The sequence below is a fragment of the Abiotrophia sp. genome (assembly GCF_057275535.1).
On sequence record NZ_DBHIRJ010000004.1, the window covers coordinates 135730 to 157609 of the forward strand.

Genomic DNA, 21880 nt, shown 5'->3' on the forward strand with positions numbered 1-21880 from the left:
GGACAGTAAGGCCTGGAGCAGAGGAGGAAGCCGCATGCGGATTAGAAAAACACAGAATCGGGACTTGCCGGCTTTGATGTCCATATACGACCAAGCCCGGGCCTTTATGCGGGCTAAGGGGAATCCCAACCAGTGGCCAGACGGCTATCCGCCTCTAAGTCTCCTAGAAGCAGATATAGCGCAAGGCCATTCCTATGTCCTAGAGGACGAGGCCGGCCAGCTAGTGGGCACCTTGGCCCTGATTGGCGGCCAAGATCCGACCTATAGGCAGATTGACGGTCTGGGCTGGCGCAGCCAAAGTCCCTATGTGACCATTCACCGCCTGGCTTCCAATGGCAAGGCCCGCGGCGTGGCGCGGGCAGCTTTCGACTTCGCTAAGTCCGTCTGCCCCCACATCCGGATTGACACCCACGCCCAAAACCTTCCCATGCAGCAGGCCATCCTGGCCTACGGCTTCCAGGAGCGAGGCACTATCTATCTCCAAGACGGCTCGCCCCGGCAGGCCTATGACTATCTAAGTGAATAAATGTGTGAGGGCTGGCACTGGGGTGCCGGCTCTTTTTTGCTCGGGTCAGTTCATTGGTCCCGGCTTCTTTTTTGTTGTATAATAGTAAGGTTACGAAAGGAGAAGGTGTCATGTCACTCATTCGCAAATTAGGCTGGTTCTTCAAGTTGGAAGCCCGCCGCTATATCATTGGGATTCTGGCCTTATCCTTGGTCAGCGTCTTCAACCTGATTCCGCCGCGCATTATTGGGCAGGTTATTGATGCCATTGCTGGTGGCAATCTGACCCCTAGCGATCTGGCCATCAATCTGACCTGGCTAGTGGGAGCCGCCCTCATTATGTATGCCCTCCGCTATGTCTGGCGACTCTTTATTTTAGGGACAGCCAATAGCCTGGGCCGGATTCTACGGACTCGCTTGTTTAAACACTTTACCCGCATGGCGCCGTCCTTCTATACTCGCTATCGGACCGGGGACCTGATGGCCCATGCCACCAACGATGTCCAAACTCTGGTTATGACGGCAGGGGGCGGGGTCATGTCGGCTGTGGATGCCTCGATTACTGCCCTAGTTACCCTGGCTACCATGTTCTGGATTCTGGATTGGCGCCTGACCCTGGTGGCGATTTTGCCTCTGCCAGTTCTGGCCTGGGGCACCAGTCGCCTGGGACGCATCAACCATGAAGGCTTTAAGCAAGCCCAGGAGGCCTTCTCTGAGCTTAACAACTCGGTTCAGGAATCAGTCTCTGGTATTAAGGTGACCAAGTCCTTTGGTTATGGTGCCCAGGAGACGGCTAAGTTTCAGGCCACCAACCAGATGGTCTGGGCCAAGAACCTGCGAGCTGCCAAGTACAATGAGCTCTTCCAACCCATGGTCTTGATTTTCGTGGGGGCTTCCTATCTGATTAGTCTGCTCTACGGGGGCTATCTGATTAGTCAGGGCCAGTTCACCGTCGGGGAAATGGTTACCTTCATGACTTATCTGGACATGCTAGTCTGGCCCCTGCAAGCCATCGGCTGGCTCTTCAACATTATGCAAAGGGGTTCGGTCTCGCTGGATCGGATTGATAAACTGCTGCATGAGGAAAGCCCCGTCCGTGAGACGGAACACCCTCTGCCTAGCATTCAAAATGGGCGCCTGGACTATGACATTGAATCCTTCGCCTACCAAGACCTGCCTACGCTTGAGGATGTCCACTTTAGCTTGGAAGCCGGTCAAACCCTGGGCATTGTCGGGACCACGGGGTCCGGTAAGACCAGTCTCTTGCGTCTACTCTTGCGGGAGCAGGATGTCAATGTGGGCAGCATTCAGTTAGATGGTCACGACATCCGCGACTACCGCCTGAGCGACTTGCGGAGCTTGATGGGCTATGTACCTCAAGACCAGCTGCTCTTCGCCATGAGTATTCGGGACAATGTCCGCTTCGGCCAGGCTGACTTGGATGATGCGGCCATTGTCAGAGCCACCCAACTCTGTGGCGTCTACCAGGATATCCAGGCCATGCCCGAAGGACTTGATACCCTGATTGGGGAGCGGGGCGTCTCCCTGTCCGGTGGTCAGAAGCAACGTCTGGCCATGAGCCGGGCCCTGATTTTGGATCCAGACATTCTGATTCTGGACGATTCGCTGTCAGCCGTGGATGCCAAGACGGAGCATTTGATTTTAGAAAATCTTAAGTCGGAACGTCAAGGCAAGACCACCATTATTACGGCCCACCGTCTGTCAGCCGTCGTCCATGCCGACCTGATTCTGGTTATGGAAGATGGCCGCATTAAGGAGCGGGGTAATCACCAAGAATTGCTGGCGCAAAATGGTTGGTACGCGACCACCTACCGTAGTCAGCAACTGGCTCAAAGTTTGGAAGGAGGGGACTTGGATGCCTAATCGTGCTAAAACTTTTCGGCGCCTTATGGCCTATATGTGGCGTTACAAGGGGACTGCCCTGATGGCTCTGGTCTTCATCTTCCTGACGTCGGCCGTGACGACTGCCATTCCACTTCTGGCCCGGTATTATATCGACCACTTTATTGGGGGTGGCTTGGTGGCCCAAGGAGGCTTAATCCTTCTGGCCTACTACAGCCTCTTCCTGGTGCGGGTGGCCTTTACCTTCTTAGGTAACTACACCTTCGCCCGTGTGGCTCAAAGTGTGGTCCGCGACTTGCGCCAAGAGTCCTTCGACAAGCTGCAAAGCCTGTCCATGCGATACTTCGACCAGACGCCAGCCGGGGCCATCGTGTCCCGCCTGACCAATGATACTCAGGCAGTGGCCGATATGTTCAGTGCCATCTTCTCTAGTTTCCTCAGTTCCTTGGTCATTGTGGCGGTTACGATTGGGACCATGCTCAGTCTTAATGAGCCCCTGACCCTGCTCATGCTGGTCTTTATTCCCATTATGTTTGGTTCTATTGCCCTCTACAATACTAAATCGCGTGATTTGATTGCCATGACCCGGGCTAAGCTCAGCGACCTGAACGTTAAGCTGTCGGAAAGCATTGAGGGCATGCGAATTGTCCAGGCCTTTGGCCAGGAAGGGCGTCTCTTGGCGGAGTTTGAAGCCATTAATGCAGACCACGTGGCCTATTCCAATAAATCCCTCAATGTCAACAGCCTCTTCCTGCGGCCGGCCATGTCCTTACTTAAGCTCTTGGCCTATGCTGTTATCCTGGCCTATTTCGGGGTCACCTGGCAGGTGGCTGGTGTGACCGCGGGGCTTATGTATGCCTTTATTCAATACTCCAACCAGCTCTTCAACCCGCTGATTGAAGTCACCCAGAACTTTTCCATTCTGCAAACTTCCATGATTGCGGCCGACCGGGTCTTTGCCTTGATTGACCAGGAGGATTATGAACCGGCCCAAAGCGGTCAAGTCACAGAAATCGGGGCGGGCAGCATTGAGTTCCGGGATGTCAGTTTCTCCTATGACGGCAAGCGGGATGTCCTCAAGCGTATTAGCTTCAAGGTGGAAGCCGGCCAGACGGTGGCCTTTGTAGGTGCGACCGGGTCTGGTAAGTCTTCGATTATGAACCTCTTCTTGCGTTTCTATGATTTTGATCGCGGCCAGATTCTGATTGATGGTCAGGATATTAAGTCTTATTCGGCTCAGGCCTTGCGGTCAGCAGTAGGCTTGGTTCTGCAAGATCCTTTCCTCTTCCACGGGACCATTGCCTCTAATATCCGCATGTATCAAGAGGGCTTGACGGATGAAGCCATGCGCGAGGCGGCGCGCTTTGTTGATGCGGCTGACTTTATTGAGAGTCTACCTGCGGCCTACGACAGTCCGGTGACGGAGCGGGGGGCTACTTTCTCAAGTGGCCAGCGCCAGTTGCTGGCCTTTGCCCGGACCATGGCCACCCAGCCTAAGATTTTGATTCTGGATGAGGCCACGGCCAATATTGATTCGGAGACCGAGGAAGTCATTCAAGCATCGCTGGCTAAGATGCGAAAGGGGCGGACGACCTTGGCCATTGCCCATCGTCTGTCGACCATTCAGGATGCGGACTGCATCTATGTCCTGGACCAAGGGCAGATTGTCGAGTCGGGCAACCACCAGGAGCTACTGGCTCAAGGTGGGCTCTACTACCGCATGTATCAGCTCCAGGCTGGTATGATGAACTAAATAAGATAAGCTTGAGGCTGGGACGGGTGTCCTAGCCTCATTTTTGTGTGTCGCCAAGGCCAAAGTCTAGCCTCGCTCCCACCAAATCGGCCTTCCTAGGAGCCGGACCGGCTGCAGCCTCCCTGCGGGAGTCTTCCGCCTTGCCTAGCTATGGAATCTCTAGGTCGCTAGCGCTCCCAGAGCTTCTCATGCGCTTGGCATCCTTTGGTACCACACGGACCCGATTTTGCCTGTGTCGCGTCTTAGTCACGGGCTTGAGGCTCTCTAGCAAAAAGGAAAGGGCTGGCGAGTGCCGATCAAAAGTAAAGAATAGGGCCTGCCCTTTTGAAGTCCAAGACAGGCTTTGTTATAATGAGAAAGTAAGCGAAAGGGGGGCGACCGTATGACCATTACAGCACAGGAGATTCTGGCGCAAAGGCTCTATCATCAGGCTTTGCTTGAGTCTAAATTGACAGGGACAGAGGTCTTGGCCAAGAGTCTGGGGATTCAGTCTCAGTATGTGACCCATGGCATCTATAATTACTTCAACCGCCTGGCTAATCCCAAGGCGGATAGCTATGCTGACTTGACAGAGCAAGGTATTCTGGCTTGGGGCCAGCGGGGGACCTACCACTTCTATGATCGTCCGACTTGGGAGGCCTTGTCACTTCTTCTGTCGGAGACAGTCTCCTGGCCCTGGCATCATTTGGCCGAACAAGGGGTAGAGGTGTCGGCCCAATTAGAGCGCCTGGCCGGCTATCTGGCTGACGGTCCTCTGACGCGTGAGGCCCTTAAGGATCGCTATGGTCAGGAAGAGTGGCGCCAACTCTTCCGTTGGGGTGGGCTCTTCTTGGCGGCTTCGCGTCAGGGCCAGCTCTATCATACCCTGAGTCAGGGCGACCGCTTGGTGTACTGGCAGCTAGCGCCGGGCTCACAGGACCTTCTTGGCCTTAAGGAGCAGCTCTTAGGGACTTATTTTTCTTTTTATGGTCCGGCCACACTGGGTGATGCAGCCCATTTCTTCGGGGTGCCCCAGGCCTTCTTCAGTCAGGTGGACCTGTCTGACTGGCCAAGTTGTCGCTACGGCAAGCAGACCTTCTACTATGAAAGCTGGCAGGATGCGGCCAAGTTGCCGACTGTCTTAGTCCTGGGCAAATTCGATGCCCTCTTGGTCTCCTACAAGTCTAAGGACATCCTAGTAGAAAAGGACCGTCACCACACTATTTGGCAGAAAGCAGGCCAAATTCCGGCTCTGATTCTGATTCGGGGCCAGGTCAAGGGCCAGTGGAACTTGCGCCAGCAAGGCGACCAAATCACTTTTCAGGTGACTAGCGCCCAGCCTTTGGCTAAGGTCCACCAGGCCAGCATCCGCGCTCGTTTCAAGGCCTTTGCCCGCTGGTGGGGCAAGCAGGTCAAGGCCATTGATTTTGTGGTGGAATCCTAGACCCTGTTTTCTGTCAGTCAATCTGCTATAATATAGAAGTATAAAGAATTTACACAACGAAGGAAGATAGAATGAAACTGATCTCATGGAACATCGATTCACTCAATGCGGCCCTAACTAGCGACTCGGCCCGGGCCCAACTCTCCAAAGCCGTCTTGGACCAGCTAGCGCAAGCAGGGGCAGACATTATTGCCATTCAAGAAACCAAATTATCGCCAACAGGTCCGACCAAGAAGCATGAAGAAATCTTGGCCGAATATTTCCCAGGTTATGCCCACACTTGGCGGTCCTCTCAGGAGCCAGCCCGCAAGGGGTATGCTGGGACCCTCTTCCTCTATCGGGAGCACTTGCAGCCTAAGGTGACTTTCCCTGAAATCGGGGCGCCGTCGACCATGGACTTGGAAGGCCGGATTATTACCCTGGAATTTGACGATTTCTATGTCACTCAGGTCTACACGCCTAATGCGGGGGATGGCCTCAAGCGTTTGGCAGAGCGTCAGGTCTGGGATGCTAAATACGCCGACTACCTAGTTAGTCTGGATGCTAAGAAGCCCGTCTTGGCGACCGGAGACTTCAACGTTGCCCATCAGGAAATCGACCTGGCCAACCCAGGAGCTAACCGCCAATCTGCGGGCTTTACCGATGAAGAACGGGCCGGCTTTACTCATTTGCTCAGCCGGGGCTTTACCGATAGTTTCCGCCACCTACATGGGGACGTGCCGCATCAATATACCTGGTGGGCGCAGCGTAGCCGGACCAGCAAGATTAACAATACAGGCTGGCGCATTGACTACTGGTTGGTATCTGATCGCATTGCAGACAAGGTGACCAAGTCCGAGATGCTGGATTCCGGGGCGCGCCAAGACCATACACCTATTCTGTTAGAAATTAACTTATAAGAGGAGGCAGTTCGATGACACACTATCCTGTGGAAAGCACAGAGCTCATGCCGGAAGATTTCTATGAGAGAGTCTTCACGCATGGCTATGAGACCTACTTCAATCAGCCTAAGCCTGAAGGCTTGGACCAGTCCTTCATCTGGCAGATGAAAGACGGGGAGCGCTTGGTAGCTGCCATGAATGGCAAGATTCGTTATCAGGCCATGGAAATCGATAACTTGGCTATTGACCCGGACTATCAAGGGCAGCGCCTGGGCAGCCAGTTCATAGACTATGCCAAGGACTATGCTCGTCAAATAGGGGTGACTAGCATCCTCCTAACTACGCGGACCTATCAGGCCAAGGACTTCTATCTCAAACATGGCTTTGAGGTCTATGGCTTCTTGGAAGATGTCCCAATGCCAGGGGTCGGGGTCTACTATATGATTTATCGACTTAAATAAGCAAGCTAAGGTCGGGAAGGGATTCCCGGCCTTTTTGCTAGATCGACTATCTATAATCAATATTATTAAATAATACAATCTTGACGATAAATATTATTGACAATCTAAATTAGAGAAGCTATAATAAGAGTGTAAAGTAAATTGATTATAAATAAGAGGTGAGATCATGAAGTGTTTAAGATACAACAAACGAATTATTGAGACTGCGCTCTGTCTGGGTTTTATCCTAGTGGGACTAGTCTTTTTAGAAAGTCAACCTGTCTGGGGGCAGGCAAGTTTTATTCTAGCTTTCTTGATTGGAGGCTATGAGCCAGCCCTAGAAGGCTGGAAGGAGTTAGTAGAGGAACATCACCTCAATGTGGATGTCCTCATGGTCCTAGCTGCCTTGGGTGCAGGCATTATTGGTTACTGGCTAGAAGGGGCCTTGCTGATTTTTATCTTTGCCCTGTCTGGGACTCTGGAAGAATTAGCTATGAAGAAGAGCCAGGATGCCATTACAGCCCTCATGGCCCTACGGCCAGATAAGGCTTGGCGCATTCTGTCCGACGGTCAATTGGAAGAAGTAGAAACCGGCGACCTCATGATTGGCGACCGTCTGCGGGTCAAAAAAGGCCAGGCAGTGCCAATCGATGGCAAGTTAATCAGCGACTGGGCTAGTTTAGATGAAGCCATGGTGACAGGGGAGCCAATCCCAGCGGATAAGGCAGCGGGCGACCTAGTATTAGGCGGGACCCTCAATGTGGGCGCCGAATTGGATATGGTAGTGACAGTAGCCCAAGAAGATACCCTCTTCGCTAAAATCGTAGCCCTGGTCAAACAAGCCCAGGGCCAAAAGAGCCGGGTGTCTAGCCTGATTGAAAACTTAGAAGATGGCTATGTGAAGGCGGTGCTCTTCCTGGTTCCGACCTTTATCGTGGCGGTCCACTTCTTGCTGGGCTGGTCCTGGTTGGATAGCTTCTACCGCGGCATGATTCTCTTGACGGTGGCTTCTCCTTGCGCCTTGGTGGCTAGCTCCACACCGGCTGTCCTTGCGGCTATTAGCCGAGCTGCTCGTATGGGCGTCATGGTCAAAGGCGGTCAAATCATGGACCAGATTGGCGATGTCAACCTGGTGGTAATGGATAAGACTGGGACTTTGACTCAAGGTCAACCCCAAGTAGAAGAGGCTTGGTTTGCAGAAGAGGCGACTGACTTGAATGCCTTGGTGGCAACGGCTGAAGCGACTTCTACTCACCCTGTGGCTCAAGCCATCTTGAACTATGTGGGCGACTATCAAGCGGTGACCTTGGATCAGCTTGAGGATGTGACCGGTCGTGGTTTTACTTGTGCCTATCAAGGGCATGACTGGCGGATTGGGAAAGCTGATTTCGTCTTAGAAGCAGTGGGGCAAGTGCCTGCTGACTTAGAACAAGTCCTAGCTGAGCAAGAAGCAGACGGCAAGACCCTGGTCTTGGTGTCTCGTGACCAAGACTTAGTGGCCTGGTATGCGCTCTTTGACCGAGTGAAGGCGGAGAGTAAGGCCACAGTGGAATTGCTGCATGAATTAGGGGTCCAAGTGGTCATGATGACGGGGGACCACCAGGCAGCGGCCCAAACCATTGCTAATGATTTAGGTATTGACCAAGTGCAGGCTAACTGTCTGCCAGATGACAAGGCCCGTTTGGTGGCCGACTACAAGGCTCAAGGCTATTGTGTGGCCATGGTAGGGGATGGCATCAATGATGCGCCTGCCTTGGCTCAGGCTGATGTCAGCTTTGCCATTGGTTCAGGGACGGACATTGCCATGGAAACGGCCGACTGCGTCATTATGGATGACTTGACCCGGGTGCCTCAGGCCATTCGGCTCTCTCGTCGCATGAAGACCATTATTATGCAAAATATTATCTTCGCCTTGGCCGTGATTGTCTGCCTGATTGCAGCCAATGTCTTCCAAGTGGTCAGTCTACCGCTGGGTGTGGTGGGCCACGAAGGTTCTACAATTTTAGTGATTCTCAACGGCTTACGTCTCTTAGGTTTTCGGCATAACCCATCAGACCCTAAGTCAGTCCAAGCGGCACAAGTAGCCCAATAGGTAAGAGGCTGCGCCACTTGGAGGTGCTTTTCAGATGACTGGCTCACACTGCATGTGGGCCAGTCATTTTTTTGTAAGCTTTTCCTTAGGCTCAGAATGTGCTATAGTAAGGGAAAGCAAGAAGGAGGGCCTTACATGAGATTATGGCATCAAGCCTTGATTGACAAGTTGCCAAGACAACAGCTGCTAGGTCAGCATCGGGAGTGTGCGGCCTTGCGGGGCAAGGGTTGGGGCAAGCCCCACAGTGTGGTTAACTATGTCTTTGAACACTCGCCCTACAAGCTCTATGCCTACCACCGCCTGATTATGGAGGAAATGGTCCGCCGCGGCTACCGGCCGGACGACCAGTGGTGGGAGCCCAGCTATCGTGGCAAAGTCATGCCAGCCTATGAAGCTAGCCAAATCCAATCTCAGCCGCTGGGCTCTCCTATTTATGCGGAGCATGACGCGGCATATCTGGCTGAGTGCTTAGCTAACTTGCGAGCTAAGGGTATTGAATTAGAGCCAGAAAACTAGAAGGGAGATTTAAATGATGATTAAAGAATGGAAGAAACTAGGGCTTTTAAGCCTGACTGCGACTATGTTATGGGGTGTCGGTGCACCGAGTGTGCAGGCTCAAGACTTGACCACTGATGAGCTGGTAAACCGGGTCATTAAGACTAGCCTCCAAAGCAAAAGCGTCCACACTAAGGTCAAATTTTCCATGACCCACAGTGATCTTGAAGAGAAAAATACACAGACCGTGCTAGATGGCGAGTTAGATGCTAGCCTTGACTTAGATCAAATGGCGGGCAAGGCCGAGTTTGGCTTGGCTAAGTTTCCCGGGGCAAGCAAAGTCAAGTTGGCCTTAGTAGATGGCTACTTGTATGGTAAGGCGGACGGTAAGGAGTTGGAGCCAATTGACCTCAAGTCTCAGGTGCCAAGTTGGAAGTCAGACTTGGAGTCGATGCGTCAGGTGGAAACTTGGAATAGTCCTCAATACAAAGGGGAGCTAGCGAAGTATATCCAGAGCGTCAAAGAAGATCAGGGTTACCTCTTGCAATTATCAGAAGATATTGATGGCAAGCAGCTCTATCGTGATCATCAAGAGTTCTGGGACCAGGTCAAGCAAGAGGCCTTGCACCAATTGCTGCTGGAGACTAGTAACCCTACCATCTATGGCGATTTTGCGAGCTTTATTGACTATGTCTTAAATGAAGAGGCCTTTGGTGCTTTCATGGCTCGTAAGCCAAAGATTCTGGTGCAGACCGACAAGGATTTCCGTGTAACCCATGTCACGGTTGATTTTCAGTTTAGTATTGACCAGGGGATGGATCTATTCTCTGGCTTAACAGGAATCTTCCATGTCAAATTGGAAGCGGACTTGGACCAATATGACCAAGCGGTGTCAGTAGAAAAGCCCTAGGACATTTGAGGAGGAAAGTAGATGAAATGGTTTAAAAAATTAAGCCTGCTAGCCATGGCCGGCGGCCTTTTGGCAGGGGCTGGTGGGGTGGCGCCAGCAAGCGTTAGTGCGCAAGCTCCGTCCCTGGACCAATTACTGAATGAGACGGTCAAGAAGATGGCCAAGACCCAGACAGTCCATACTAAGGGTGAGTGGAAGATAAGCAATACTCTCCCAAGCCAGGAGGAAGATATCCTCATAGGCGGCCATTTTGAAGCAAATGTAGATTTGGACCAAGCGTCCGGATTTGGCTCCTTTGATATTGGTAGCTTCTTGGGCGACTACCACTTAATTGCCTCTGTCAAAGACGGGCAGCTTCATGGCAAGGAGAACCATGAAGAAGAGGTCAGAAGTCTAGATATCAAGACCGAAGTTCAAGAATTTCAAGACTCGCTTAAGCAGTTACGTAGCTTGGATCAATTCTATACGCCTGAAGAAATCGCCTTATATTCAGAGATTTACGAGGTTAAGGAGCTAGAGAATGGCTACGAGTTGCGCCTGAGAGAGGATATAGATGGTAAGAAGGTTTACCGCGACCACGAAGCTGCGTGGAATCTATTAAGTGCAGCTGCGGTTTATGGGGCTTATCAATCGGACCACCCAACCGACGCCAAAGAGATTAGCACGGAACTGATCCGCTACATCTTTAACGAGGATGCTTTCGCGGCTTTCTTTGCCAGCAAACCTAAGTTTAATTACCAAGTAGATAAGGACTTCCGACTTCAGAGCCTTGAAGTGGACATGGTCTTTACTGTTGAAGAGGGCAAAACGCGTCACTTGAACTATTTAGCAGGTACCTATCGTATTCAAGGTAAAATCACTTTTGACCAATACAACGAACCTGTTCAAAGTCCAAGACCTTAAGCCATCTAGCCTCCTGCATGAATCTGTAAGAATTTTTCATATTGAAAATAATCAAAAATGTGGAAATATAAGTGATTTCTAGAAGATGCTTGGAGCGTTATTAAATATAATTATTTCAAAATGGGCCAAAAGTAGGGCAAAGAACCATACAGATTCTATACTGTATGGTTCTTCTTTTTTATCTAACCAAGAAAGGTTAAAACCCATTAAAATAAATCCCAGTCAGGTGTTGAATATTTTCTAGTCTGGGTCATGTAAAAATGAACAAAAATGAATTTCTATGATTAAGGCTAAGAGGATTATTTGCTAGAACAGCAGCCTGAAAGAGTCCAATTCTGATATAGAAGAAGCATGTCACGCATTACGCTGTTGCTCGTAGTGTCAATAAAATAAATAGACAATTTGGAAGTTTCAGTCTGGTTCGCAAAAAGAAAAGGAGTTTTCACTCCTTTTCACACGTTATATTTCGCTTTGCTTTTCTTTCTTTTGCAATCATATAGGTGCCAAGAATGACGAGTACGCCGAAAATGATACTTCCCAAAGTGATGTTCATAAAAGCAATTTTTTGAGGACTATCGGCTGTTCCGTACTCTTTCATCATCATACCAGACAACGGTATGATGGAATCCTTCTTTGGTATTCTTAAGTCTGAGATGTTTTATGGTTATGAGAAAACATTTAAATCACTTAACCAATTGGAACAAGCTATTGTTGACTACAATGAGTACTACAACAACAAACGAATTAAGGTAAAACTAAAAAGGGCTTAGTCCTGTGCAATACAGAACTAAATCCTTCACTTAAATTATTTGTCTAACTTTTTGGGGTCAGTACAAACAGTGCTTTTTTTGTTGAAATCGCAAAAAATCCAAGCTTTCTTTTTGCAGATAACATTCGCTCTTTTATTTTCGGTATGATTGAGTCGATGCCCCGTTCTCGACCGGTTATTATTGCAACTTATCGAATGCTAGAGCACTATGCCATCACTTTTTGGAAGAATACTTGGAGCAATTCTACGCAGAATGGAATGCGAAAAAGTGATAATTAAAGAGACGAAAAAGCTGAGAATATGATTTCCCAGCTTTTTTGAATGCGATAGAAATAGCAACTAGACTATTTACGAAAGGCCTCAATAATGTAGGTGAAGCCAGTAACTAAAAATGCAAAGGCATTGACATAAACGACAAAGACAGCTGTAGCCACTGGATTGAACAGAATCACTAGACCTAGTAAAAATTCAAGCAAGGCTACCCACGTGATATTGCTACCAATAATAGGGAAAATCAATCCTAGACGATTGCCTTTAAAGAAAGCAATAATGGCTTCTACAATTAACCAAATTCCTACAATGGTCGGAATGACGACCGGCAGGGTCACAAAGCCATAAGCAACGAGGTAAAGAGCTAAGAGAAGACTAACAAATCCTTGGAAAAGATAAACAGGTGAGCGAAGCTCTTTTGGTGCAGAGAAATAGCCTAAAATAGCTGCTATAGAAGAAACCAGTAAACCAAATGCAATCCACCAGCTGTAAGCAACAAGATTAGCTACTGGGTTTGTAAATAGGAAAAGTCCTAAAAGGACAAAAACAACTCCTGCAAGGAATAGCAGTAAACGATTAGAAAATTTCATTTCAATACCTCCGATATAGTATAGTTTGATATTAAAGTTATTGTACCTCTTTTTATAAAAAATGTCAATAAAATAAATAGACAACTTGGAAGTTTCAGTCTGGATCGCAAAAAGAAAAGGTGTTTTCGCTCCTTTTCACACTTTATATATTTCGCTTTGCTTTTCACGCTTTTGAAATCATATAGGTACCAAGGATGACAAGTACGCCGAAAATGACACTTCCCAAAGTGATGTTCATAAAAGCAATTTTTTGGGGACTATCAGCTGTTCCATACTCTTTCATCATCATGATTTGCAAGAATCGGTAGTAAAGCAGCTGTTGCAAAAAATATTCCACCTTATGCTATCGCAGTCGGAAATCCAGTGCGTGTTATCAAGTACCGCTTTGACGAAGAGACGATTGCTTTTTTGGAAAAACTTAAATGGTGGGATTTTTCAGAAGAACAGCTCGACGCTGCTATTCCGTACTTGACGAGTGTGCATTTAGAAGAGGCAAAGGAAGAGTTGATGAGAATTAAGCAAGAAATGAAATGATACGAAGATAGTGTATTATCAGAAAGGATTCGTTAAAAATGCGATAAACTCGCAACAAATTTACTTTGGAAAAGTAAAAAAGCCTTTAAATAAAGGCTTTCAGAGTGAGGACAAAGTCCTTATAAAAGTGTCTTCTAAAGATTTTAACTCCAATCTGAAGCGAGGTTATCCTCGCTTTTTCTATTTATCAAACAATTCCTTATTTTCAATCAAGAGTTCTAGTGGAGATTTTTCTCTTGCTACAATAAAATCGGGTTCATATTGGGTATGAAATGTTCTGTTCTAAGAAGTTGGATCAATATACAACTCTTCTCCATCTTCTGTGTATAGTTGGTTGCCCCGTGTTAGATAGAGTAAATCTTCTAAGTGCTGTCCATCAGTTGGAGGAGCGCCATGTCGTGTTGGGGCTCCAACGCGACGTGGTGGAGGCGATGAACTTGGTTTTTGAGCGAAAAAGGAGCCAAAAGGTGCAGCCACGTCGCATTGGAGGAGGGCGATGTCGTGTTGGGGCTCCAACACGACGTGACTGCGGGCACCCGCCCCATTTGTCACGCAAAAAGATAGGGCGCCTATCCAAACTTGTGTTATAATGAAGGTGTAAACAATTTTCAAGGGGGCATTAGGATGAATCCAACCTTAAGTTATCTGCAAGAACTTCTAGCTATCGCGTCGCCAACGGGCTACACGCGTGGCGTTCAGGACTATTTGGTATCGACTCTGGAAAAAATGGGCTACCAACCGGTGCGCACTTCCAAAGGACTAGTACATGTGACGGTGCCGGGCCAGGACGATGACCACCACCGCATCGTGACGGCTCACGTTGACACCTTGGGGGCAATGGTGCGCGCGGTCAAGGGCGACGGCCGGCTCAAGCTGGACAAGGTGGGTGGCTTTCCTTGGAACATGATTGAAGGGGAGAACTGTACCGTCCATGTGGCGGCCACCGGTAAAACTGTATCTGGGACTATTCTCATTCACCAAACTTCTACCCACGTCTACCGTGATGCGGGGACGGCTGAACGGACCCAAGACAACATGGAAGTCCGCTTAGATGCCAAGGTTACCAACGAGGAAGAAACCCGCGCCCTAGGTATTGAAGTGGGTGACTTTGTCTCCTTCAACCCACGAACCACCATCACCGACACCGGCTTTATCAAGTCGCGCTTCCTCGACGACAAGGTGTCCGCCGCTATCCTGCTTAACTTGTTGCGCCGTTACAAGGAAGAGGGCATCACCCTGCCGGTGACGACCCAATTTGCCTTCTCGGTCTTCGAGGAAGTAGGGCATGGGGCCAACTCTAGCCTATCAGACAAAGCGGTTGAGTATCTGGCGGTCGACATGGGCGCCATGGGGGACGACCAACAGACCGACGAGTACACCGTCTCCATCTGTGTCAAGGATGCCAGCGGCCCTTACCACTATGAATTCCGCCAACACCTGGTGGAGCTAGCTAAGGCCAAGGAAATTCCTTACAAATTAGACATCTACCCATTCTACGGCTCCGACGCTTCGGCCGCTATGTCAGCGGGTGCCGAAGTCAAGCACGCCCTCTGTGGTGCCGGCATCGAGTCCAGCCATTCCTATGAGCGGACCCATGTCGACTCTGTAGAGGCAACCGAGCGCTTGGTGGATGCCTATCTCTTGAGTGACTTAGTCAAGTAAGATGACAGGGAAGTGACTAGTGTGACCATTACCTTTAGAGAGATAACAAGCGATAACTACTCCCAAGTCTTAAATCTCAAGATTTCTCCTGAGCAAGAAGAGGCCAAATTTGTATCTCCTGTCGTCCGGTCCTTGGCAGATGCTTGGTTTTACCGTGAAGAAGGCATTACCTATCCCAAGGCCATTTATGCAGATGAGGATTTAGTTGGCTTCATTATGTATGAATTGGATCCAGAGGAGCAGCAAGTCTTTGTTTGGCGCTTCTTGATTGACCAGCGCTACCAAGGCAAAGGCTACGGCCGACAAACCATTGAAGCCGTAGTTGAAATGGCCAAACAGCAAACCCAGATGACCAAGGTGGTGGCCGATTACGTGGACGGTAACGAGCCTATGAAGAAGATTTTGCTAGGTCTAGGCTTTGAAGAGACCGGCTTTGACCCAGACAACAATGAACACATTATGGTCTATCAGTTATAAGAAGAAAAGGTCCCCTTATGATCAGACGAGGGGGCCTTTTGCTATAAATGACTATATATGTGTCTAAATTTATGATATAATATAGCCATTAAAAGGGGGTGGCGTTGATGAAAATTATTCCCATGCGCGATTTAAAAAACACAGTGGCAGTTGAAGCGTATTGCCAAGAGGAACAAGGCCCAGTCTTCGTAACTAAGAATGGCTACGGGCGACTAGTTGTCATGGACATTGAATACTATGAGAAGACCCTCCGCCAAATGGAAGAAGCAAAATTTCTATATCAAGGGCTGGAAGATATTCGAGAGCAGCGTCTAAGAGACGGTGAGTCCCTTATCGCGGATATGAGGGAGCGTTATGACCTATAGTTATGAGTTCACTCAGAAGGCAGAAGAAGATTTAGAAGTGATTCTGGACTATCTGACCAAGGAACTTAAGAATCAGCAAGCTGCCAAAAAGTTTCTTGATGCACTCCATGAGTGTTTGAAAAATTTGCTAGTTTTCCCAGAAAGCGGGGAGCGGGTGCGCAATCCCTATTTGCCAGCTATAGGCATTCGACGGAAAATTATTGGTCACTATATTGTCTACTATGCGCCATACCCCAAAGAACAAAAAGTGCGGATTATCCGGCTAGGACATGGTCTTCAGGATCAAGCCCATTTGTTTATGGACCTTAAGTCGCATTAAACCAAGCAAACGCCATCGCTAGGTCATCATACCGAGCTGATGGCGTTTTGTTTATTCCTAATCCTCCATATCAAACAACAACTTATACTTATCCAAGATAAGCTTCAATTCTTCTTGGGATAGTCTTTCCTCTACCTTAGCGACACCTCGTGCCGCCAAGTCTAGGGTCATGGTCTGGTCTAGCATGACCTTGCCCTGAATGGTGCGGGTGCTAGTCAGCTCATGATAGGTAGGAAAGTTACGACTAGTGGTGGTGATGGGGGCAACGATGGTCAAGCCACTCCCCTCCAAGTTGAAATTTCCTTACAATCCTATTATAATTAACTTGTAAAGGGTTACAGATAACCCTGCGCATTCGCATCGCAACTTATGCAAGATCATGTCAGACCAGGAAAGGAGGCAGCCAGGCCAGGAAGGGCCGCGAGTCCCTCGGAAGAAGGGACCAAAGGAGTGAGTCAGGAGGATTCCGATGCGAGACTTCTGAAGCACCTAACAATCAAAGGAGGTCTTTGTACCATGTTTAAGTTGTTACAAAAAATCGGGAAAGCCTTTATGCTGCCAATCGCTATTCTGCCGGCAGCCGGGCTATTGCTGGGGATTGGGGGCGCCTTGTCTAATCCAACCACGGTGGCGACCTATCCCGTATTGAATAATCCAAGCCTACAAGCTATTTTCCAAGTCATGAGTTCGGCCGGCGAAATTGTCTTCGCCAACCTGTCCCTCCTGCTCTGTGTGGGCCTCTGTATCGGCCTTGCCAAGCGCGACAAGGGGACGGCAGCCCTAGCTGGGGTGACCGGTTACCTGGTCATGAAAGCCACCATCGGTGCCTTAGTCAAACTCTACATGGCGGAGGGTTCTGCCATCGATACCGGGGTCATTGGCGCCATTGCGGTCGGTGCCTGTGCAGTTTGGCTCCATAATCGCTATCATAATATTCAACTGCCACAGGTCTTGGGCTTCTTCGGGGGCTCCCGCTTCGTGCCGATCGTGACATCCTTTGCCTCAATCTTCTTAGGGGGCGTCTTCTTCCTAATCTGGCCACCATTCCAACAATGGCTAGTATCAACAGGGGACTACATTTCCCAAGCAGGTCCGCTGGGGACCTTCCTCTACGGCTTCCTCATGCGTCTCTGCGGGGCGGTCGGCTTGCACCACATGATCTACCCAATGTTCTGGTACACTGAATTGGGTGGGGTGGCTCAAGTTGCGGGCCAAACCGTAGCCGGGGCGCAAAAAATCTTCTTCGCCCAATTGGCAGATCCAAACCACACTGGTCTCTTCACCGAAGGAACTCGCTTCTTCGCTGGGCGCTTCTCAACTATGATGTTCGGTTTGCCAGCTGCCTGCTTGGCTATGTACCACTTGGTGCCAAAAGACCGTCGTAAGAAATACGCAGGTCTCTTCTTCGGGGTTGCCTTGACCAGCTTTATCACCGGGATTACGGAACCAATCGAGTATATGTTCCTCTTTGTGAGTCCTTTCCTCTATGTGATTCACTCCTTCCTGGATGGGGTCAGCTTCTTCATCGCCGACATCCTCAACATTTCCATCGGGAACACCTTCTCTGGTGGGGTCATCGACTTCTCCCTCTTCGGGATCCTGCAAGGGAATGACAAGACCAACTGGCTCTTACAAATTCCATTTGGCTTAATCTGGGCCGGCCTCTACTATGTGGTCTTCCGTTGGTTCATCACCAAATTCAACGTGCCAACGCCAGGTCGTCTGGAAGAGGACTTGGACGAGGATGCCAAGCCAGTGGTCGACACCAAGGACAGCCTCAAGCAAGATTCAGTTAGAATCATTGAAGCCCTAGGTGGTCCTGAAAATATTGAAGAAGTCGACGCTTGCATCACTCGCTTGCGTGTATCAGTCAAAGATTCAGGCAAGGTCGACAAGCCAACCCTCAAGGCCATCGGTGCCGTCGATGTCTTGGAAGTCCAAGGCGGCATCCAAGCAGTCTACGGGGCTAAGGCTATTCTCTACAAGAACAACATCAACGAGATTCTGGGTGTGGATGACTAGGAATCTAATCAAGGCTGGGGTGACCCGGCCTTTTTTGATGTGGCGGAGAAAGATTAAAATAGAAATATGCTTATTTTGAGTTTAACTACTACTCACTTAAGACTCTAGCATATTTATTCTTTCTTGACCGAGATTAAATTGAGTGGTAATGTAAAAGTATCTAAAACTTTTAGACATATGGATCTTAAAGATAGTACTATTAAAGGTAATGGAGGAAATATTATGGGAAAATTTTACTTCTCAAATTTAAAGACCCTGTATGCGGATATGAAAAGGAAAAATGAAGTTAGAAGTATATTTCCTATTAAAATAAAGGAGAAAGGGTTTAATTGTATCTTCATTATAGACACTGTGCCTTTTAGGTTGTATTTGACAACTTTAGGAAAATTTCCTGTTGTTTTAGAGTTTGAAGTAGAAATAGGATTTAAAGTTAATGATTATTTAGATGGCGATACATATAAAGCTTTGCTGAATTATCTAGAGATAGAACGTGATCCGGACTATAAATTTAAGCCAAAGGATTTCTTTGAATTAGTAAATAGTAAAATTCCATCTGAACACAGGGAACGCCCTGGATATCGGAATGTACTTAATCTTGCTAGAAAGACAAGATATATTGAGGATGAGGATAAGAGATATTTTTGCGGATGGCGTAAGAATCCTGAAGGAAAACATGTAACCAAAGAAAATATAGAAAAGACAATGGCAGCTTTTGGTAAGAAATATGCTGATTTAAGTATCCGTTATAATATGAGTTCGTGCTGGACTGATATCAGTAGTAAGGAGCAAATAGAGCGATTAAATCAACTAGTTAGTGATACCGATTAACAATTTCTATATTTGACAAGCTTTTACAAGAATGAGTAGGTCTGGATGTTAGGCCACGCAGACCTATTTAAAATGTAAGTAAACCCAAGACACCCCCTCGGGTGTCTTTCTTTATGCTAGCTTGAGAATTTGTTATAATAAGGAAGCAAAAGAGGCTGGCTGACGCCTAGTTTAAGCCCCCAACTACCCAGCCAGCAGACAAGGAGGTCCGGCTTATGCAATGGACAGATCTTTTATCTACTACCCGTCTATCGGGTAGTGCGACCCAGCATCGTAATGAATTTGATGATGACTACAAACGAATTGTAACCAGCCCGTCTTTCCGGCGCTTACAGGACAAAACCCAGGTCTTTCCCCTGGAGCGGATGGATTTTATTCATACGCGCCTGACTCATTCCCTGGAGGTGGCCATGATTGGCCGGACTCTAGTCTCGGAGATTGCCCTTAGTCTGGCTGATCAGCTGGAAGGAGTGGCCGATTCAGAGCTAGCAGTCAGCCAGCAGGAATTCATTGTCCGTCAGGCCGATATCGCCCGTATTGTCGAGTGCGCTAGTCTCCTGCACGATATTGGCAATCCGCCTTATGGGCACTTTGGCGAGGATATTATCCGCCAGTGGTTCAAGAAGCGTCTGCCAGCCATTCTGAGTGAGCAGTTGGATCCCCAACTGGTCCAGGACTTTCTGGCCAGCGACTATGTTCATGACCTCTATCATTTTGAAGGTAATGCCCAGGCCCTGCGGATTGCGGCCAAGCTCCACGACTTCAAGGGCAGCTTTGTTGGCCTGGATTTAACCGTGGCGACCCTCAATACCATTCTCAAGTACACTCGGGCTTCCCACCAGCCAAAGACTGGTGCTATCACCCATAAGAAGGTAGGCTACTTCCATGCGGAGGTCGACCTCTTCCAAGCCATTACTAGCCAAACGGGGGCGGGCAGCCAACGCCATCCGCTGACCTTTATCCTAGAGGCAGCCGATGACATTGCCTATCTGGTGGCCGATATGGAAGACGCCCTGGGCAAGGGGGTGCTGACCTTCGCCATGGTCAAGGCGGACTTGCTAGCCAGCCTGAAGCAGTCAGCCCAGGAAAGCCAGGCTTCGCGCCAGGTGGTTCACATTCTGGAGACCATTGATGAAGAAATCTTCAGCATCAACCGTTTCTTCGAGCACCTGCGCAATGTCCTCATTGCCGGTGCCACCCAGTCTTTCGTGAGTCATTATGCTGACTTGATGGCCGGAACCTACGACTTTGATCTCTTCAAAGACTCGGATGTGGCGCCGCTCTATGCCCAGTTGCGGTCTATTTCTGAAGAGCGAATCTATGACCACAAGTCGATTCTACGCCTGGAAATAGCGGGCTATTCGACCCTGACCTATCTGCTGGATAGCTTCGTGCCACCACTCGTAGCCTATGATACAGCGCGTCGACTAGACTATGTGGACCTTAAGAAGATTGGCATTATTTCCGAGAGCCAGAAGCGGTCCTACCATTACTTTGCTCAAGGTAAGTCGGACCTGGAGAAGCTCTACCTGCGCCTGCTCTTGGCCACGGACTTCATCTCAGGTATGACCGACAGCTATGCCCACCAACTCTACTTAGATATGGTAGGAATTTCCTAAAGCTTATCACTCAGCTCCCTCATAGCAGGGGGCTTTTTTGATGTTATCAAACTATTTAACAAGTAGTGCAATATTTTTTCATTAGACTATTGACAATCATTACGATTCGGTGTAAGATGCTAAACGTAAGAATTACCATTATATATAAAGGAGTCATCATTCATGACTAAAAAACGCATCCTCTTATGGGGGATTAATGGCGTCGTTCTCTTGAGCGCCGGGGCCGGTTTGTGGGGCCTTAACCAAGAACTTAGCCAATCTCAAGCCCGTTTACAAGAGGCCCAAACGGCCATGTCACAAGCAGAAAGCGACAAGGGGCAATTATCTAGCGATTTGGCCGCAGCCCAAGCTCGAGAGGAATCTCTGGCTTTGGATAAGCTAGAGCTAGAATTCAAGGAAAAAATGGGCAAGCAAAAGGTCATCGTGGGTAAGGTCTTTTCCAACGGTTACCTTAAGAAACACGGCAATCACTATCACTTTGTCTATGGTAAGCCACCAGTGGACGCTATCTATGAAGACCAGGACCAAGCAGGGGCTAGCAGCTCAAGAAGGGGTGGGGACGATCACTATACCTTTAACCCAGCCGATATTGTCGAAGAGAATGCGGATGGTTATGTAGTCCGTCACGGCGACCATTTCCACTTTATCTCCAAACGGGACTTGGCCAATGCGCCAACTGTGCCTAATGCCCACACACCAGGGGGCTGCCGCCTAGTGCGGATTCCTCACGGCGACCATTTCCACGATGTCTTGGATTGCGGTCAAGGCTTAGGCAATCTGTCCTTCGATGATGAGCCAGTCAGCCCAAGACCTAATGGTCCAGTCGCTAGCCGGCCGGCTAGCCCAAGCCAACCTGTGGCACCAAGCCATCCAGCCGATCAATTGACCCGACCAAGTCAACCAGCGACGCCAAGTCTGCCAGTGGATCAGCCAGCGACGCCAAGTCCGACTCCGAGCCAGCCAGAACAACCAAACACGCCACAAGGGCCGACTTCCCTCTTGACCCTAGACTCGCCTGAGTTGCAGCCGCATTTGGATTACATCAGCTATGCCTATGGGGTAGAGCGGGACACTATCAAGTTGCAAGCCGTCTATGATGATGCAGGCAACTACCGGGGTCAAGTCTTTGCCTTCCAAAATATGGAACAAGGCCAGGACAAG

20 protein-coding genes and 3 pseudogenes are annotated in these 21880 nt (G+C 49.1%); 20 read left to right on the plus strand and 3 right to left on the minus strand.

Features of this window, described 5'->3' with window-relative positions; all coding sequences use genetic code 11:
• The first annotated feature begins 34 nt into the window (after positions 1 to 34).
• From ACO53F_RS04360 to ACO53F_RS04410, 11 genes and pseudogenes are all read left to right on the plus strand, one after another.
• Entirely contained in the window at positions 35 to 526 is a 492-nt protein-coding gene (locus ACO53F_RS04360) for a GNAT family N-acetyltransferase (protein WP_485137452.1), read from the plus strand.
• A gap of 110 nt (positions 527 to 636) precedes the next feature.
• Positions 637 to 2388: an ABC transporter ATP-binding protein gene (locus tag ACO53F_RS04365; protein ID WP_485137453.1), complete on the plus strand. Its 1752-nt coding sequence runs from the start codon at positions 637 to 639 to the stop codon at positions 2386 to 2388.
• The gene (locus tag ACO53F_RS04370; RefSeq protein WP_485137454.1) at positions 2381 to 4120 is read left to right on the plus strand and encodes an ABC transporter ATP-binding protein; all 1740 of its coding nucleotides are present in this window, start codon (positions 2381 to 2383) and stop codon (positions 4118 to 4120) included. Before ACO53F_RS04365 ends, ACO53F_RS04370 begins: the two co-directional genes overlap by 8 nt.
• 382 nt (positions 4121 to 4502) lie before the next feature.
• Complete coding sequence (locus tag ACO53F_RS04375) at positions 4503 to 5543, plus strand: DNA glycosylase AlkZ-like family protein (protein WP_485137455.1); 1041 nt, start codon at positions 4503 to 4505, stop codon at positions 5541 to 5543.
• Between the two features lie 71 nt (positions 5544 to 5614).
• A complete protein-coding gene (locus ACO53F_RS04380; protein ID WP_311469049.1) occupies positions 5615 to 6442 on the plus strand; it encodes an exodeoxyribonuclease III in 828 nt (275 codons plus the stop codon).
• A gap of 14 nt (positions 6443 to 6456) precedes the next feature.
• On the plus strand, positions 6457 to 6885 hold the full coding sequence (locus tag ACO53F_RS04385; protein ID WP_303886136.1) for a GNAT family N-acetyltransferase: 429 nt from the start codon (positions 6457 to 6459) through the stop codon (positions 6883 to 6885).
• Between the two features lie 166 nt (positions 6886 to 7051).
• A complete protein-coding gene (locus tag ACO53F_RS04390) occupies positions 7052 to 8956 on the plus strand; it encodes a heavy metal translocating P-type ATPase (protein WP_485137456.1) in 1905 nt (634 codons plus the stop codon).
• 135 nt (positions 8957 to 9091) lie between these two features.
• The gene (locus tag ACO53F_RS04395) at positions 9092 to 9472 is read left to right on the plus strand and encodes a TIGR02328 family protein (RefSeq protein WP_485137457.1); all 381 of its coding nucleotides are present in this window, start codon (positions 9092 to 9094) and stop codon (positions 9470 to 9472) included.
• 13 nt (positions 9473 to 9485) lie between these two features.
• On the plus strand, positions 9486 to 10361 hold the full coding sequence (locus ACO53F_RS04400; protein WP_485137458.1) for a hypothetical protein: 876 nt from the start codon (positions 9486 to 9488) through the stop codon (positions 10359 to 10361).
• A gap of 21 nt (positions 10362 to 10382) precedes the next feature.
• The gene (locus ACO53F_RS04405; protein WP_485137459.1) at positions 10383 to 11264 is read left to right on the plus strand and encodes a hypothetical protein; all 882 of its coding nucleotides are present in this window, start codon (positions 10383 to 10385) and stop codon (positions 11262 to 11264) included.
• A gap of 605 nt (positions 11265 to 11869) precedes the next feature.
• Positions 11870 to 12068: pseudogene (locus tag ACO53F_RS04410) on the plus strand (IS3 family transposase); the annotation flags it as partial.
• A 309-nt stretch (positions 12069 to 12377) separates the two neighbouring features.
• On the opposite strand, the gene ACO53F_RS04415 reads toward ACO53F_RS04410, so the two are convergent.
• A complete protein-coding gene (locus ACO53F_RS04415; RefSeq protein ID WP_485137460.1) occupies positions 12378 to 12893 on the minus strand; it encodes a DUF308 domain-containing protein in 516 nt (171 codons plus the stop codon).
• Positions 12894 to 13256: 363 nt separating this feature from the next.
• Here ACO53F_RS04415 and ACO53F_RS04420 point away from each other — a divergent pair, with 363 nt between their 5' ends.
• A complete protein-coding gene (locus ACO53F_RS04420) occupies positions 13257 to 13427 on the plus strand; it encodes a hypothetical protein (protein ID WP_023391680.1) in 171 nt (56 codons plus the stop codon).
• 180 nt (positions 13428 to 13607) lie between these two features.
• Here the strand turns inward: ACO53F_RS04420 and ACO53F_RS04425 are convergent.
• A pseudogene (locus tag ACO53F_RS04425) lies at positions 13608 to 13808 on the minus strand (XRE family transcriptional regulator); the annotation flags it as partial.
• A gap of 243 nt (positions 13809 to 14051) precedes the next feature.
• Here ACO53F_RS04425 and ACO53F_RS04430 point away from each other — a divergent pair.
• The 4 genes from ACO53F_RS04430 (at position 14052) to ACO53F_RS04445 (ending at position 16250) form a co-directional block, all read left to right on the plus strand.
• Entirely contained in the window at positions 14052 to 15089 is a 1038-nt protein-coding gene (locus tag ACO53F_RS04430) for a M42 family metallopeptidase (protein WP_485137461.1), read from the plus strand.
• A 21-nt stretch (positions 15090 to 15110) separates the two neighbouring features.
• Positions 15111 to 15566: a GNAT family N-acetyltransferase gene (locus tag ACO53F_RS04435; protein WP_485137462.1), complete on the plus strand. Its 456-nt coding sequence runs from the start codon at positions 15111 to 15113 to the stop codon at positions 15564 to 15566.
• A gap of 107 nt (positions 15567 to 15673) precedes the next feature.
• A complete protein-coding gene (locus ACO53F_RS04440) occupies positions 15674 to 15931 on the plus strand; it encodes a type II toxin-antitoxin system Phd/YefM family antitoxin (RefSeq protein WP_023391684.1) in 258 nt (85 codons plus the stop codon).
• Positions 15921 to 16250, plus strand: coding sequence for a type II toxin-antitoxin system RelE/ParE family toxin (locus ACO53F_RS04445; protein ID WP_314943366.1), 330 nt, complete (start codon positions 15921 to 15923; stop codon positions 16248 to 16250). Before ACO53F_RS04440 ends, ACO53F_RS04445 begins: the two co-directional genes overlap by 11 nt.
• 57 nt (positions 16251 to 16307) lie before the next feature.
• Here the strand turns inward: ACO53F_RS04445 and ACO53F_RS04450 are convergent, their stop codons facing one another.
• Positions 16308 to 16541, minus strand: a complete 234-nt coding sequence (locus ACO53F_RS04450) for a type II toxin-antitoxin system PemK/MazF family toxin (RefSeq protein ID WP_485137463.1) — start codon at positions 16539 to 16541, stop codon at positions 16308 to 16310.
• Between the two features lie 225 nt (positions 16542 to 16766).
• Between ACO53F_RS04450 and ACO53F_RS04455 the strand changes: the two genes are divergently transcribed.
• The 4 genes and pseudogenes from ACO53F_RS04455 to ACO53F_RS04470 form a co-directional block, all read left to right on the plus strand.
• A complete protein-coding gene (locus ACO53F_RS04455; protein ID WP_314943367.1) occupies positions 16767 to 18272 on the plus strand; it encodes a PTS transporter subunit EIIC in 1506 nt (501 codons plus the stop codon).
• Positions 18273 to 18494: 222 nt separating this feature from the next.
• Positions 18495 to 19100, plus strand: a complete 606-nt coding sequence (locus tag ACO53F_RS04460) for a DUF6037 family protein (protein WP_485137464.1) — start codon at positions 18495 to 18497, stop codon at positions 19098 to 19100.
• A 215-nt stretch (positions 19101 to 19315) separates the two neighbouring features.
• Positions 19316 to 20719 (plus strand): dGTP triphosphohydrolase, encoded by a 1404-nt coding sequence (gene dgt / locus ACO53F_RS04465; protein WP_485137465.1) that lies wholly within the window; start codon positions 19316 to 19318, stop codon positions 20717 to 20719.
• A 549-nt stretch (positions 20720 to 21268) separates the two neighbouring features.
• A pseudogene (locus tag ACO53F_RS04470) lies at positions 21269 to 21406 on the plus strand (pneumococcal-type histidine triad protein); the annotation flags it as partial.
• Between the last annotated feature and the right edge of the window lie 474 nt (positions 21407 to 21880).